We start from the raw sequence: 13,527 nt of genomic DNA on the forward strand, positions 1-13,527 counted from the left end.
CGTAAAAAGCAGCTGCTCCCATCATAAACCAATTAAGTCTGAAAGATAAGCGCTTACCTTTAATTTCAATAAATAAGGAGAAAGGGAACAAGCTATTGCTTGTCGAACATTTTAAGGTCAGGGTCTGTTTTCGAAAGAATTACTCTGTAATTTATGGTATAAAATGGATGCTATATTGTTTATTATAGAAGGGAAGTTTTCATCCCTGGAGGAGGGCGTATATGCTTGAAGTAAGTCGTTTATCGAAGCGTTTTTTAGAAAAGCAGGCTGTCGATGAGCTTTCTTTTTCAATTCAGCCGGGAGAAAGTCTCGGTTTGATTGGCCAGAACGGAGCTGGAAAAACAACTACGTTTCGCATGCTTCTCGGTCTGATGGAGCGTACAGACGGAGCAATAGAATGGCAGGGCAAAAAAGTGCATCACCTGCCGCTTGAGCAGGTCGGCTATCTGCCGGAAGAACGGGGGCTGTTTGCGGAAGAACAGGTGGAGCAGCAGCTGCTGTTTCTGGCTGGCCTGAAAAACATGAACAAGAAAGAAGCAAAAACTTCAATGGCCTACTGGCTCGAAGTGTTCGGGCTTGAGAAGGAAAAGAAGCAGAAATTAAACACGCTCTCCAAGGGCAATCAGCAAAAAATTCAATTGATCGCTGCCCTTGTCCACCGCCCTGATTTTCTTATTCTTGATGAACCGTTCAGCGGACTTGATCCAGTGAACACGGATATTTTGAAGGAAGCCATTCAAAACCTGCGCCGGGACGGCGTGACTATCATTTTTTCAAGCCACCGCATGGAGCACGTGGAAGAAATCTGTGACAAGCTCGTTATGCTTAAAAGCGGAAGGGATATTTTGAGCGGGCGCCTCGGGGAGATCAAGGAGCGCATGGATCGCAACCGGATTGTCGCTGAAGCTCCCTGCCCGCTGGAAGATGTAAGGACGTGGGAAGGGGTACAGGAGGTACGTGGATCCGGAGAAAAAATGCACATCTATACAGATACAAAATCAAGATCCCAGGACATTCTGCAGCAGCTTTTTACATATGGAGACGTCCGTGTCTTCCGGATGGAGCCCCCGTCGCTGGAGGAGATTTTTAAAGAGAAAATAGGTGAAAACGATGCGTAATATGTGGAGAATTTTTGCTCATACGTTTCGGGTACGGGCAGGTGCAAAATCATTTATTGTGTCGACGGCGGTTATGCTTGTGGTCGTGCTTATCGCTCTGAGCCTGCCCAGAATTATCGACTTTTTCGGGGACGGGGAAGCAGAGATCAGCAGCCTGGCTGTTGTCAATGAAAGTGACTCCCTTCAGCTTCCCGGAGAAGCTGCCGGTATAGAGCTTGTGCCGTACGGGCAGGAAGCACAGGCAGAAAACGCCTGGGAGAACGGAGAAACAGACGGCTACCTGCTCTTTGAAAGCAGCGAAAACGGATATGATGGAAATTTATATACCGATGAAGATACGGGGGACGCGGCTCGCGCCCTTTCCGCCGGCATCCAGCAGGCACATGTCTCGCAATACGCACAAGAGCTCGGTATTACGGGTGAAGAGGTCCAGAATATTACCTCACCTGTGCAGATTGCAGAAAGTACAAAGGGCAGTGGAGGGAGCGGAGGCTCCTCCTCCGAAGAGGGGTTTAATCTTCTTTCCTACGCGGTTGTCTTTATAATTTACATTTATTCACTGATGTGCGGAATCATGATTGCCATGCAGATTGCCAAGGATAAGGAGCAGCGGGTGATGGAAATTCTTATTTCAAGTGCCTCCCCTGTTCAGCACTTGTTCGGCCGGGCATTCGGAGTATCGGCCATCTGGCTTTTCCAAATGGCCCTGGTGGCGGTAACGGCAGTGATATACGTAAACGCCGCCGGTCTCGATGACATCACCTCGCTTATCAGCTCGGCAGGAGGAGCCGCAGTTTCCACCTGGATATATGCCGTGGTGTTCCTGCTTCTTGGGATTGTTCTTTATGGAACGCTGTACGCCATGGTCGGATCGATGGCAGCCAAAACGGAAGAGGTCCAGAACTTCAGCCAGCCGCTGACATTTCTGCTCGTGGGTGCATTTGTCCTGTCGAACTTCGGGCTCGCGGCTCCGGGGAATATTTTCGTGACTGCAAGCTCCTTCATTCCTTTTTTCACCCCGTTTACAATGTTTGTGAGAACGAATGCATTAGACGTTCCGTGGTGGCAGATGGGTCTTAGCATCGGACTCAGCCTTGCTCTGGTGGCAGCGGCAGCCTGGTTCAGCGTCCGTCTGTACCGGGGCAGCGTCCTCGTTTACAGCAGTGATTCATTTAGCAGAAGGGTCAAGCAGGCACGGGAACTTGCCCGCAAAAAGTGATACACTAAAGCTGTACCCTCTATTCTCTTATGCTCACAGGAAAAAGGAGATGATCGTATATGGGATTGTTTGATGCCCTGATGGGAAATGCCTCTGACGCGGATTCGAAAAAAGTGGAAGAAGAGCTGCGGGAGTGGTTAACGGCAGGCGAGCAGGTCGAAAGTGCTTTTAAACTGTACCGGGATTTAATGGTATTTACAAACAAGCGCCTGATTATGATCGACAAGCAGGGAGTCACTGGTAAAAAGGTGGAATACCACACTATTCCGTACCGGAGCATTTCCCACTACAGAGTAGAAACCGCCGGCACATTTGATTTGGACAGCGAATTGAAAATATGGGTAGGCAGTAGTGCGGAGCCTATATCCAAGACCTTCCGAAATGATGATAATATTTTTGACGTCCAGCGTGCGCTGAGTAAGTACGTGCTGTAATAGAATTTTCCGGGTGCCCTTCAGGCATCCGGATTCTTTTTAAGGCAGGAAAGTACATATGATATGATGAACAAAAGAGAATCCACATGAATCAAACGATATCAAAATTTTCACAAAGATGGAGGAGCATCATGCAGAACAAGGAACAGTCGGCAGTTATCTCGTTGTATGAAAGCAAGCATAAAGAAAAAGACACAGTAGCTACGCACACGCATGACACCCATCAGCTGCTGTATGTTCTTGATGGGGACGGAGCCTGCGAGCTGGATGAACACGTGTATGATATTACGGCGGATTCTTTTCTTATTGTGCCTCCCAAAACGAGGCATTCAATCCGTGCGGATTCACATATGACAGTGTTGGTGCTGGAATTGGACGCCGGGAAGCTCAGCCGGGATGTGCGTACACAGCTGATTCCAAACGTTTTTGGCACGGCCCGTGTACAGTCCTTCAGCGCTATTGACAGCAGTGAGCTCCGGCAGATTATGCGGAAAATGCTTTATGAGCAGTCCCACGGCGACCAGCTCTGGCAGATGGCGCTTAAAATTCATATTGCTGAGCTCCTTTGCACACTTGCCCGCTCCAATCAGGACGCCGGACCGGGAGATACGAATAAACTGCGGGTGGAACGCCTCCGGCAGTACATTGATACGCGTTATTATGATATTGAAAGCGCAGAGGATATCGCCGGCCGGATGGGGATGAGTAAGCGGTATATGCAGACTATTTTTAAAGAATACTACGAACGGACGCCGATGCAGTATCTGACTGAGGTCCGTCTCGGACTCGTCAAGCAGCTGCTTTTGGAAAGCGATAAAGATATTGTATCCATATGCTTTGAGGTAGGGTTCGAATCGTTATCCACGTTCTATCGTTTATTTAAAAAACACGTCGGAGTTCCACCGAACATGTACCGGACGACCCAGAGAAGCAGGGAAGGGAAGCAGGACTGAGCGTTAAATCATTTCCGAATCTGAGAATAAACGTCTGCAACTAATAAGACAGCGCATACATTTCTCTCTAGACTGAGAAGTAATCAGTTTAGAGAGGAGCAGGATTAAAATGGCCGAACATACTATTGGCATTATTATGAACGGAGTAACAGGGAGAATGGGGACGAGACAGCACCTGATCCGCTCGATTGCAGCTATCCGCGAGCAGGGAGGCGTCGAGATTGATAAGGGTGAATACATCATGCCGGATCCTGTTTTAGTAGGCAGAAACGAAGAAAAATTGAAAGCGCTTGCCAAGGAGCATGATATTGCACGCTGGACGACCAGCCTGGACGAAGCCCTCGCAGATGAACATAATGTGGTTTATTTTGATTCCCAGACGACATCAAGACGTGCTGAAGGCATTAAACGGGCAATTGAAGCCGGTAAACACATTTACTGTGAAAAGCCGACAGCCACCTCGATGGAAGGAGCGCTTGAATTAGCCCGTCTGGCTAAAGAGGCTGGAGTTAAAAACGGAGTCGTGCAGGACAAGCTGTTTCTGCCTGGTGTATTGAAGCTGAAAAGGCTGATCGATGCCGGATTTTTCGGGGAAATACTGTCGGTCCGCATGGAGTTCGGCTACTGGGTATTTGAAGGCGGGTGGCAGGAATCCCAGCGCCCGTCCTGGAACTACAAAAAAGAAGAAGACGGCGGTATTGTGGTGGACATGTTCCCGCACTGGCGCTATGTGCTTGATGAATTATTCGGCTCGGTCCAATCGGTCTCCGCTTCGGTGAAAACGCATATTCCGGAGCGTGTGGACGAGGCGGGAAATACGTATAAAGCAACGGCGGATGACGCCGCCTACGCCACGATGGAGCTTGAAGGCGGTATTACGGCGCAGATTAACTCCTCCTGGGTGGTACGGGTGGACCGCGATGACCTGCTGACGATTCAGGTGGACGGAACCGAAGGCAGTGCTGTAGCCGGTCTTAGAAACTGCAAGACCCAGCACCGGGTGAATACGCCAAAGCCTGTGTGGAACCCAGACCTCGAAAACACGATTGACTTTCAGAACCAGTGGGAGGAAGTGCCGGACAATCAGCTGTTTGAAAATGCATTCAAAATCCAGTGGGAAATGTTTTTAAAGCACGTGCATCAGGATGAAGCTTTTCCGTGGGATCTGCTCGAAGGGGCAAAAGGCATGCAGCTGGCTGATCTTGGGCTGCAGTCATCTAAAGAACGCCGCTGGCTCGACGTGCCGGAACTGAATATATAAGGAGGGGCAGCTGATGACAAACTATATTTATTTGCCGAAGGCAGACGGAAGCACGTACCGGTATGAATTGACGCAGACAGAACCTCTGCCGGCTCCTTCGAAAAGCGAGTTCACCTCGAGGACAGCATATTCTGCCGTTCATGTGACAGCAGACCCGTTTGGCAGCAGTGACCCGGTCCGCCGTCCGGCTATTGACTGGGACAAAACGATGGAGTACCGCCATTACCTGTGGTCTCTCGGCCTGTCGGTGGCAGAGGCGATGGATACTGCCCAGAGAGGCATGGGGCTGGTCTGGGAGGATGCGAAGGAGCTGATCACCCGCTCAGTGCGGGAAGCAAAGAGCGTGGGCGGCAATATTGCCAGCGGCGCCGGTACGGATCATCTGGTGCCCGGGCCGGACGTGACCATTGACGACGTGGTGCAGGCGTACGAAGAGCAGTGCTCCTTCGTGGAGCAGGCCGGAAGTAAAATCATTATGATGGCAAGCCGGGCCCTTGCCAAAGCGGCCTCATCTGCGGAGGATTACGAATACGTATACGGTAAAATTCTAAACCAGGTGAAGGAGCCGGTCATTCTGCACTGGCTTGGAGATATGTTTGATCCGAACCTTGCCGGCTACTGGGGCTCAGACGACGTCGATGAGGCGATGGAGGTCTGTCTGCGCGTGCTTCATACGCATGCAGATAAAATTGAAGGCATCAAAATTTCGCTTCTGGATGATCAGAAAGAAATCGACATGCGGCGGAGACTGCCGGAAAGCGTTAGAATGTATACTGGTGATGACTTTAATTATCCGAGTCTGATTGAAGGAGATGAGCAGGGGTACAGCCACGCGCTGCTTGGCATTTTTGATGCGATCGCCCCGGCAGCTGCCGCTGGCTTAAAAGAACTGGATGCGGGTAATATGCAGAAATACCATGAGATTATGGATCCGACCGTTCCGCTCGCCCGTCATATTTTTCAGCAGCCGACGTTTGCGTATAAAACCGGTGTGGTGTTTTTAGCTTATTTGAACGGCCATCAGCCGCATTTCCGTATGGTTGCCGGGGCAGAAAGCGCCCGGTCCGTGCTGCATTTCAGCGAATTATTCCGGCTGGCCGACGAAGCCAGCGTGTTCCGGGATCCGGAGCTTGCTGCAGCGCGCATGAAGCCGATGCTTGAGCTTGCCGGTCTGCAGGCAAAGGAGGTTTATAAATAATGGGTTCTCCTGATATGAATCGTCTGAGCCTGAATCAGATCACTACGGAAAACTTGTCTCTGAAGGAGGCTGCCGAAGGGTGCGCGGAACAGCAGATCCCCTGGATATCTGTATGGCGGCACAAAATAGAGGAAATCGGTTTAAAGGAAAGTAAAAAAATCATCGACGCCAACGGGCTGAAGGTCTCAAGCGTGTGCCGGGGCGGGATGTTCCCGGCCGCCGATAAAGAAGAACGCCTCCGGCGCATCGATGACAATAAACGAGCGGTGGAAGAGGCTGCAGAGCTGGGCACGGACGTGCTGGTGCTCGTATGCGGCCCGTCGCCTGATAAGGATCTTATCCGGAGCAGGGAATGGGTGCGCGAAGGCATTGAAGCAGTACTCCCCTTTGCGGAGCAGTACGGGGTGAAGCTTGGTATTGAACCGCTCCATCCTATGTATGCGGCAGACCGTTCGGTGATCACCACCCTTGGAGAAGCTAATCAGCTGCAGCAGCAGGTGGGCAGCAGCCATCTTGGCGTCGTCGTGGATGTGTTCCACGTCTGGTGGGATCCATTTTTGTACAGGGAAATTGAACACGCCGGAGACACCATTCTGGGCTTTCACGTATCGGACTGGAGTGTGCCGCTGCCGGACATATTTAAAGGCCGCAGCATGATGGGAGAAGGCGTGATTGATATTCCGCGTATCCGCGGTGCGGTCGAGAAGCAGGGCTACCATGGTCCGATTGAGGTCGAGATTATCAATCAGGCCATCTGGGACCAGCCTGGGGAGCAGACCTTAAAGCAGATGAAAGACGCTTATCATATACACGTTTAAACAGATAATAGCGGGGCCTGAAGGCTTGCCGCTATTGTCGTATGTTACAAAGCAAAAGGAGAGATGTTTTAATGCCGAAGCCGTCCGAACATACAAATTTTGAACCGGTGCACCACGAAGAGTCTGCCGTAGAAGAAGGGACACTCACAATGGCAGCCGCAGGCCTTGAGCATGGCCATATTTACGGCATGTGCCACGGAATGAAAAGCGCCGGAGCGACAGTCAAATGGGTCTGGGACAAAGATCCGGAAAAAGTACGAGCGTTTCAGCAGAGCTTTCCGGAAGCCAAAGAGGCAGAATCACTTTCGCAGGTTCTGCAGGACAAAGGGGTACAGCTGGTGGCAAGCGCTGCTATTCCTGCGGAAAGAGGCCCGCTTGGCCTCAAAGTGATGGACCACGGCAAACACTACTTTTCCGCTAAGGCACCGTTTACCACTCTCGAACAGCTGCAGCAGGCGGAAGAGAAAACAAAAGCCACCGGGCTGAACTGGGCCGTTTTTTACAGTGAACGGCTGCAGGTGGAATGCGCAGGCTTTGCCGAGCAGCTGATCAACGAGGGAGCGATTGGAGAAGTCATTCAGGTGCTTGGTACCGGACCGCACCGGTTGAATATAGCGTCGCGTCCGGAATGGTTTTTCCAAAAAGAGCCCACCGGGGGTATTGTATGCGACATCGGAAGCCACCAGATTGAACAGTTCCTCTGGTTCAGCGGCGCCCGGGATGCCGAGGTGCTCAGCAGTACAGCAGCGAATATGGCGCACCCGGAGCATCCCGAATTTGAGGATTACGGTGACGCCCACCTCCGGGGAGATAACGGAGCGGTACACTATTTTCGCGTGGACTGGTTTACGCCGGACGGCCTGAGCAATTGGGGGGATGGCCGGACAATAATTCTGGGCACGGAAGGGTATATAGAACTCAGAAAATACGTGGATCTTACAGACAGTGCACGTGGCGAGCGGCTGTATCTGGTTAACCAGGGCGGCGAAAGAAAATATGATGTAGAAGGGAAAGTAGGATTCCCTTATTTTTTCCGCCTGGCAAAGGACGTGGTGCACGGCACAGTGACAGCCATGCCGCAGGAGCATGCGTTTAAAGCGGCAGAGCTCAGCCTGAAGGCACAAAAGCAGGCAATAAAGATTAAACGGTAGCAGGAGGTTAAAAGAAATGGAACAGTCATGCCGGATCGTCCTGGCGGGCACAGCAGGATACGGGGAATTATATTTGCAGACATTAATAGAACAAAACCGCCTTTCCTGGGTGGTGGGCGTGGTCGACATTTTCCCGGAAAACAGCTCTTTTTATCAGGATATTCAGGCGGCAGGCATTCCGGTATACGAATCACTGGAGACTTTTTACGCCGAAAAGGAAGCGGAATTGGCAGTGATCGCGACACCTATTCATCTTCATGCCGCTCAGGCAGTTACAGCGATGAGGGCGGGGAGCCACGTACTCTGCGAAAAGCCAGCGTCGGCCTCGTGGGAGGAAGCAGAAGAAATGCGCCGGGTGCGTGATGAAACCGGAAAATTTTTAGCGGTCGGCTTTAACTGGTCGTTTAGTAATGCCGTACTCGAGTTCAAGGAAGACATTCAGGCAGGTAAATTTGGAAGGCCGCTTCACGGCAGTGCCCTGGTGCTCTGGCCGCGCAATGAAGCGTATTACGGGCGCTCCAGCTGGGCAGGCAAAAAGCTTGGCGCAGGCGGTGCCCCGATTTTTGACAGTGTGGCAAATAACGCGACAGCCCACTTTATGCATAATTTGTTTTATGTGCTCGGAGACACCAAAAACGAAAGCACAAAAATAAATACTCTGGAGATGGAAGTGTACCGTGCCAACCCGATTGAGACATTTGATACATGTGCACTCCGGGCGGTAACTGATAAAGATGTGGATCTGACATTTTTTGCTTCACATGCGGTTGAAAAAGAAGTGAATCCTTCCTTTTATATGGAGTTTGAAGATGCGGTAGTTTCCTACGAATGGGGGAGCCCGGTGAAAGCGTTGTGGCACAGCGGGGCAGAAAAAAGCTATAATGATCCTGAGAGTGAACATATGCATAAACTAGATGTATGTATCGATGCGGTGCTCGGGCATTCCCAGGATATCCGCTGCGGTCTGGAGGCGTCTTACTCTCATCTGCTGACCATTGAAAGCGTGCATCAGGCATTTCCCGAAAGCTATGCCTTTGCGGAGGAGGTGAAACAGGTGGACGCCTCCCTCGGTTTGACGTATATTCCGGGACTCGCAGAGGTGCTTGAAGCCTGTTACACAGAGCGAAAGCTTCCGGGGGAAACTACAGCAGCCTGGGCACGGGAAAAGAAAATGCTAAGCATTAACGGCGCCCGCTATCCGTATTGAATATGCATTATCTAAGGGGGACAAAAGCATGCTTCAGGAAGAAAAGCTAAAGCACCAGACAATGCGAAAATGGATAATCCAAAAAGGAAAAAGCCCCCGGGTGGAACTGTTAAACCTTGGGGCAAGAGTTCAGCGGATATGGGCGAAGGACCGAAATGGAGTTGAAGAAAATATTTTGCTCAGCTACGCAGGGCTGGAGCAGTACGAGCGGGACAACATCTTTCTCGGCGCAGTCGTCGGCCCGGTGGCTGGTCGTATTCCCGAGGGACGGATGACAGCAGCCGACGTAGAGCATCCCTTAACTACAAATGAAGGCAGGCATCATTTGCATGGAGGAGACGGCGGCTTTGGCAATGTCTACTGGGAAGCCGACGCCGGTGAAGATGACCAGCAGGCATGGGTACGTTTTTCGATTCACAGAACGGACGGCACTGACGGCTATCCTGGGAATGTGAAGGCATCTGTTACTTACATTGTGGAGGCCGGCGGCGATTTTACCGTCGAATATGATGGAGAGTCAGATACTGATACCTGGTTCAGCCCGACCCAGCATATGTACATAAACCTGAGCGGAAATAACAAGCGCCCGGTCACAGAACAGCATGCTGAGATTCAAGCCTCGGAGGTCCTGGAGCTTGATAGAGAGCTGATTCCTACAGGAAAGCTTCTTTCAACAGCGGGAACGCCCTTTGAACTAAACGGAGATAAACCGCTCGGCGAACATATTAACAGCTCCCATGAGCAGGTGCGTGACGTGGCTGGCGGCATCGATCATTTTTTTATCCTCGAAGAAGGGAAAGAACCACAGGCAAGTGTATGGGATGAGTCTTCAGGACGGCAGCTTGATATTATCACAAGCGCTCCGGGGGCTGTGGTGTATACATCAAACAATGGGCCTGAACAGGATTTTGAAGCGGGACCCAGAGAAAAGCACCGCGGTATCTGCATTGAAACCCAGCAGCTGCCGGTGGATTTTGCTCATTTAGGAAAGCCAACTGCATATCTGAGTGCAAAAAACCATTTCCAGAGTTCTACGACCCTTCGAATGAACACAAGATAACCAAGAAAAAACAACTCTTCCGGAGTTGTTTTTTTATAGAATTCTTCTGTTTTCTTCTGAAATTGAGAGTGAAATTCTTAATTTAATAAGACGTAGTTTTTGAAAGCGCTTAAAATAATAACAAAGCAGTAGAGAACAGATATTTCCTTGCTGAAAAAATAGAAAGGGGTTTCTTATATGAAAAAGTGGAAATGGGCGCGGGCCGGAACGATAGCATTAACTTCTTCGGCACTGCTGACACTGGCCGGCTGTGGAGGGAGCGGAAGTGCTTCATCAGAATCAGCAGAGGCGAATGCAGAAGAAACACAGACGTTAACACTTGCACATATTCACAACGATGCAAGTCCTGTGTATCAAAGTCTTGAAGACTTTGCTGATAAAGTGGAAGAAAAAACTGATGGAAGCGTACAGGTGGATATTTACGCAGAGGGGGTACTCGGTGGAGAAACGAAGGTAATGGAGCTGGTGCAGAACGGGGTGATTGATTTTGCCAAGGTAAACGGCGGAGTCGTGGAAAGCTTCGATGAGCAGTTCTCTGTCTTCAGTCTGCCGTATATATTTTCGAGTAACGAACAATTCCGCTCATTTATGGAAACGGATACAATTGATGAAATGTACAACGATTTATCAGAGGCCCAGCTTCGCGGCATTACTTATTACGATGCAGGGGCCCGGAGTTTCTATACACAGGATACAAAAATAGAAAGCCCGGAGGATCTCCAGGGGCTCAAAATTCGGACAATGACCAATGTTACTTCAATCGAAACGATGGAAATGCTCGGTGCTTCGCCAACGCCGCTTTCAGCAACCGAAGTTTATACATCATTGCAGCAGGGGGTCATTGACGGAGCGGAGAGCAGCCCAATTGCCTTGACGGATGCCAACCACGGTGAAGTGGCAAAGCAGTTTTCCTTTGACGAGCATACGCGCATACCGGATTTTCTTATTATGAGTGATGAGACGTGGCAGGATTTAAGTGAAAAAGAGCAGGCTGCGGTTCAGGAGGCCGGAGAGGAAACAACAGAAACGCACAACGAACGCTGGGACGAGATGATTGAAGAAAGCATGCAGCAGGCAGAAGAGGAAATGGGTGTTGAATTCTCTTATCCTGATCAGGAACCATTCCGGAAAAAGGTGGAGCCTCTCATTGAAGAACGGCGGGCGGAAAATCCGGATGTAGATAACGTAATCAGCGAGATTGAAGCAATGGAAGAATAAGTGGACAGGTAAGGGGTGAGGAACATGCAGGCAGTAAAAAAGAGTATTGACCTGGTGCTTTTAGTTATTACGAGTGCTCTGGTTATATTTCTGACAGTAGCAGCAATATGGCAGGTATTTACGAGATTTGTGCTTGGAGATCCGAGTATTATTACAGAAGAAGTACTTCGTTTTTCATTAATCTGGATTGCTTTTTTAGGCGGCGCGTACGCGTTTGGCCAGGACGAGCATTTAGCCATTTCCTTTTTAAGGGACAAGATTACCGGAAAAGCCCATCTGGGGCTTCGCTGGCTGATTGACCTGATTGTCATTGGTTTTGCACTGTTTGTTCTGGTGATTGGCGGCTATACGATTGCAAGTGCAACGATGGCAGAGCTTTCACCTATTTTAAGAATTCCAATGGGATGGATTTACGGCATTCTTCCGGTCAGTGGGGTCATCGTTATTTTCTATCAGGTTTACAACATGATGAACCGGCAGGAAGTGGAAGTGCCCCGTCCTGAAGAAAAGGGGGATCATAAATGGATGTAGCTGTTTGGACCGGCATTATACTATTTGGATTGTTTTTCCTATTCTTATTTATTGGTGTGCCAATCGCGGTAAGCATTGCAGCAGCAACATTTGCCGCTGCGCTGCTGATTTTATCCGTGGATGCATCGCTTCTGGCGGTGTCCCAGCAGCTAATTACCGGGGTGGACAGCACCGTGCTTCTCGCTCTTGTATTCTTTATGCTTGCGGGAAGCATTATGAACAACGGTGGGATTGCTCTTCGGCTGATTAACCTGGCAAAGCTGATTGGCGGGCGGATGGCCGGCTCGCTTGCTCATACAAACATTATCGGTAACACCCTGTTTGGCGCCATTTCCGGATCGGCGATTGCCGCTGCGGCTTCAATGGGAAGAATCATGCATCCCCAGCAGGAAAAAGAAGGCTATTCTTCTTCCTATTCTGCGGCCGTTAATATTGCTTCAGCACCGACCGGGCTGATCATCCCGCCAAGCGGTATGCCTATTATCTATTCACTGTTAACTGGCGGAACTTCGATTGGCGCTTTGTTTATAGCCGGATATCTGCCGGGACTTCTAATGGTCGGACTTTTAATAATCGTTGCGTATATTCTTGCCAAGCGGGCGAAGTATCCTGTGGCTGATAAGACAGGAGGCGGGGAAGCGGTAAAAATTATCTGGCAGGCCGTACCAAGCTTATTTTTGATTGTAATTGTCATCGGCGGTATAGCCGGCGGAATATTTACAGCAACCGAAGGGGCTGCAGTGGCAGTATTTTATGCACTTCTGCTTTGCTTAATTTACCGCAGTCTTTCACTTTCTGATTTCCCAAAGATTTTGAAGGAGACTGTTTCCTATTCGGGCATTATCCTGCTTTTAATCGGCGCATCGACAGCGATGAGCTGGGTGCTTGCGTATGCGGAAATCCCGCAGTCAATTACTAATGCGATGCTCTCAGCTACCGATAATACTATAATTTTATTACTTATAATGCTTTTGATTTTGTTAGTCGTCGGCACGTTTATGGACGTAGCACCGGCCCTGCTGATTTTCACACCAATTATGTTCCCGGTGGCCACAGAGATGGGCCTGCATCCGGTACACTTTGGAATGATCATGGCAATGGCACTTGCAATCGGGGTTACGACGCCTCCAATCGGAACTGTGCTGTTTATCGGCAGCAGTGTCAGTAAAGTACCAATCGAAAAAATTATACCAAAGCTGATGATGTTTTATGTGCCGCTTGTCGCAGCGCTTGTCTTAGTGGCATTCATTCCAGAAATCAGCTTGTTCCTGCCTAGGCTGTTCGGCCTGGTGGAATAACAGCGTGCAAAGCAGTTCTGCGTAAAGCAGGGCTGCTTTGGTAATAAAATAAGCATTAAAA

At 49.9% G+C, this 13,527-nt stretch carries 13 protein-coding genes; all 13 read left to right on the forward strand.

Annotated elements, in window-relative coordinates:
• Nucleotides 1–221 precede the first annotated feature (221 nt).
• The 13 genes from SIC45_RS01375 (at nt 222) to SIC45_RS01435 (ending at nt 13,466) form a co-directional block, all read left to right on the forward strand.
• A complete protein-coding gene (locus tag SIC45_RS01375) occupies nt 222–1,118 on the forward strand; it encodes an ABC transporter ATP-binding protein (protein ID WP_319630795.1) in 897 nt (298 codons plus the stop codon).
• Entirely contained in the window at nt 1,111–2,337 is a 1,227-nt protein-coding gene (locus SIC45_RS01380; RefSeq protein ID WP_319632907.1) for an ABC transporter permease, read from the forward strand. The genes SIC45_RS01375 and SIC45_RS01380 overlap by 8 nt, the downstream gene beginning before the upstream one ends.
• A 59-nt stretch (nt 2,338–2,396) precedes the next feature.
• Nucleotides 2,397–2,771, forward strand: coding sequence for a PH domain-containing protein (locus SIC45_RS01385; protein WP_319630796.1), 375 nt, complete (start codon nt 2,397–2,399; stop codon nt 2,769–2,771).
• A gap of 131 nt (nt 2,772–2,902) precedes the next feature.
• Nucleotides 2,903–3,724, forward strand: coding sequence for an AraC family transcriptional regulator (locus SIC45_RS01390; protein WP_319630797.1), 822 nt, complete (start codon nt 2,903–2,905; stop codon nt 3,722–3,724).
• A 109-nt stretch (nt 3,725–3,833) separates the two neighbouring features.
• Entirely contained in the window at nt 3,834–4,985 is a 1,152-nt protein-coding gene (locus tag SIC45_RS01395) for a Gfo/Idh/MocA family oxidoreductase (RefSeq protein WP_319630798.1), read from the forward strand.
• 13 nt (nt 4,986–4,998) lie between these two features.
• The gene (locus SIC45_RS01400; RefSeq protein WP_319630799.1) at nt 4,999–6,183 is read left to right on the forward strand and encodes a dihydrodipicolinate synthase family protein; all 1,185 of its coding nucleotides are present in this window, start codon (nt 4,999–5,001) and stop codon (nt 6,181–6,183) included.
• On the forward strand, nt 6,183–7,001 hold the full coding sequence (locus SIC45_RS01405) for a sugar phosphate isomerase/epimerase family protein (protein ID WP_319630800.1): 819 nt from the start codon (nt 6,183–6,185) through the stop codon (nt 6,999–7,001). The genes SIC45_RS01400 and SIC45_RS01405 overlap by 1 nt, the downstream gene beginning before the upstream one ends.
• Before the next feature lie 71 nt (nt 7,002–7,072).
• Entirely contained in the window at nt 7,073–8,152 is a 1,080-nt protein-coding gene (locus SIC45_RS01410) for a Gfo/Idh/MocA family oxidoreductase (protein WP_319630801.1), read from the forward strand.
• Nucleotides 8,153–8,168: 16 nt separating this feature from the next.
• Nucleotides 8,169–9,359 (forward strand): Gfo/Idh/MocA family oxidoreductase, encoded by a 1,191-nt coding sequence (locus SIC45_RS01415; protein ID WP_319630802.1) that lies wholly within the window; start codon nt 8,169–8,171, stop codon nt 9,357–9,359.
• A gap of 28 nt (nt 9,360–9,387) precedes the next feature.
• Complete coding sequence (locus SIC45_RS01420; RefSeq protein ID WP_319630803.1) at nt 9,388–10,419, forward strand: aldose epimerase family protein; 1,032 nt, start codon at nt 9,388–9,390, stop codon at nt 10,417–10,419.
• A 177-nt stretch (nt 10,420–10,596) separates the two neighbouring features.
• Complete coding sequence (locus SIC45_RS01425; RefSeq protein WP_298784925.1) at nt 10,597–11,637, forward strand: TRAP transporter substrate-binding protein; 1,041 nt, start codon at nt 10,597–10,599, stop codon at nt 11,635–11,637.
• A gap of 24 nt (nt 11,638–11,661) precedes the next feature.
• Nucleotides 11,662–12,168, forward strand: a complete 507-nt coding sequence (locus tag SIC45_RS01430; protein ID WP_319630804.1) for a TRAP transporter small permease — start codon at nt 11,662–11,664, stop codon at nt 12,166–12,168.
• Nucleotides 12,159–13,466 carry a TRAP transporter large permease gene (locus SIC45_RS01435; protein ID WP_319630805.1) on the forward strand — a complete coding sequence of 436 codons (1,308 nt, stop codon included), beginning with the start codon at nt 12,159–12,161 and terminating at the stop codon, nt 13,464–13,466. The genes SIC45_RS01430 and SIC45_RS01435 overlap by 10 nt, the downstream gene beginning before the upstream one ends.
• The last annotated feature ends 61 nt before the right edge of the window (nt 13,467–13,527 follow it).

The organism is Marinococcus sp. PL1-022, from assembly GCF_033845285.1.
GTDB lineage: Bacteria > Bacillota > Bacilli > Bacillales > Marinococcaceae > Marinococcus.

Excerpts from the sequence above, each read along its gene's own strand:
- SIC45_RS01375 (WP_319630795.1), top strand. The coding sequence starts at position 222 with ATGCTTGAAGTAAGTCGTTTATCGAAGCGTTTTTTAGAAAAGCAGGCT.
- SIC45_RS01420 (WP_319630803.1), top strand. The coding sequence starts at position 9,388 with ATGCTTCAGGAAGAAAAGCTAAAGCACCAGACAATGCGAAAATGGATA.
- SIC45_RS01415 (WP_319630802.1), top strand. The coding sequence starts at position 8,169 with ATGGAACAGTCATGCCGGATCGTCCTGGCGGGCACAGCAGGATACGGG.
- SIC45_RS01380 (WP_319632907.1), top strand. The coding sequence starts at position 1,111 with ATGCGTAATATGTGGAGAATTTTTGCTCATACGTTTCGGGTACGGGCA.
- SIC45_RS01390 (WP_319630797.1), top strand. The coding sequence starts at position 2,903 with ATGCAGAACAAGGAACAGTCGGCAGTTATCTCGTTGTATGAAAGCAAG.
- SIC45_RS01385 (WP_319630796.1), top strand. The coding sequence starts at position 2,397 with ATGGGATTGTTTGATGCCCTGATGGGAAATGCCTCTGACGCGGATTCG.
- SIC45_RS01410 (WP_319630801.1), top strand. The coding sequence starts at position 7,073 with ATGCCGAAGCCGTCCGAACATACAAATTTTGAACCGGTGCACCACGAA.
- SIC45_RS01395 (WP_319630798.1), top strand. The coding sequence starts at position 3,834 with ATGGCCGAACATACTATTGGCATTATTATGAACGGAGTAACAGGGAGA.
- SIC45_RS01430 (WP_319630804.1), top strand. The coding sequence starts at position 11,662 with ATGCAGGCAGTAAAAAAGAGTATTGACCTGGTGCTTTTAGTTATTACG.
- SIC45_RS01405 (WP_319630800.1), top strand. The coding sequence starts at position 6,183 with ATGGGTTCTCCTGATATGAATCGTCTGAGCCTGAATCAGATCACTACG.
- SIC45_RS01425 (WP_298784925.1), top strand. The coding sequence starts at position 10,597 with ATGAAAAAGTGGAAATGGGCGCGGGCCGGAACGATAGCATTAACTTCT.
- SIC45_RS01400 (WP_319630799.1), top strand. The coding sequence starts at position 4,999 with ATGACAAACTATATTTATTTGCCGAAGGCAGACGGAAGCACGTACCGG.
- SIC45_RS01435 (WP_319630805.1), top strand. The coding sequence starts at position 12,159 with ATGGATGTAGCTGTTTGGACCGGCATTATACTATTTGGATTGTTTTTC.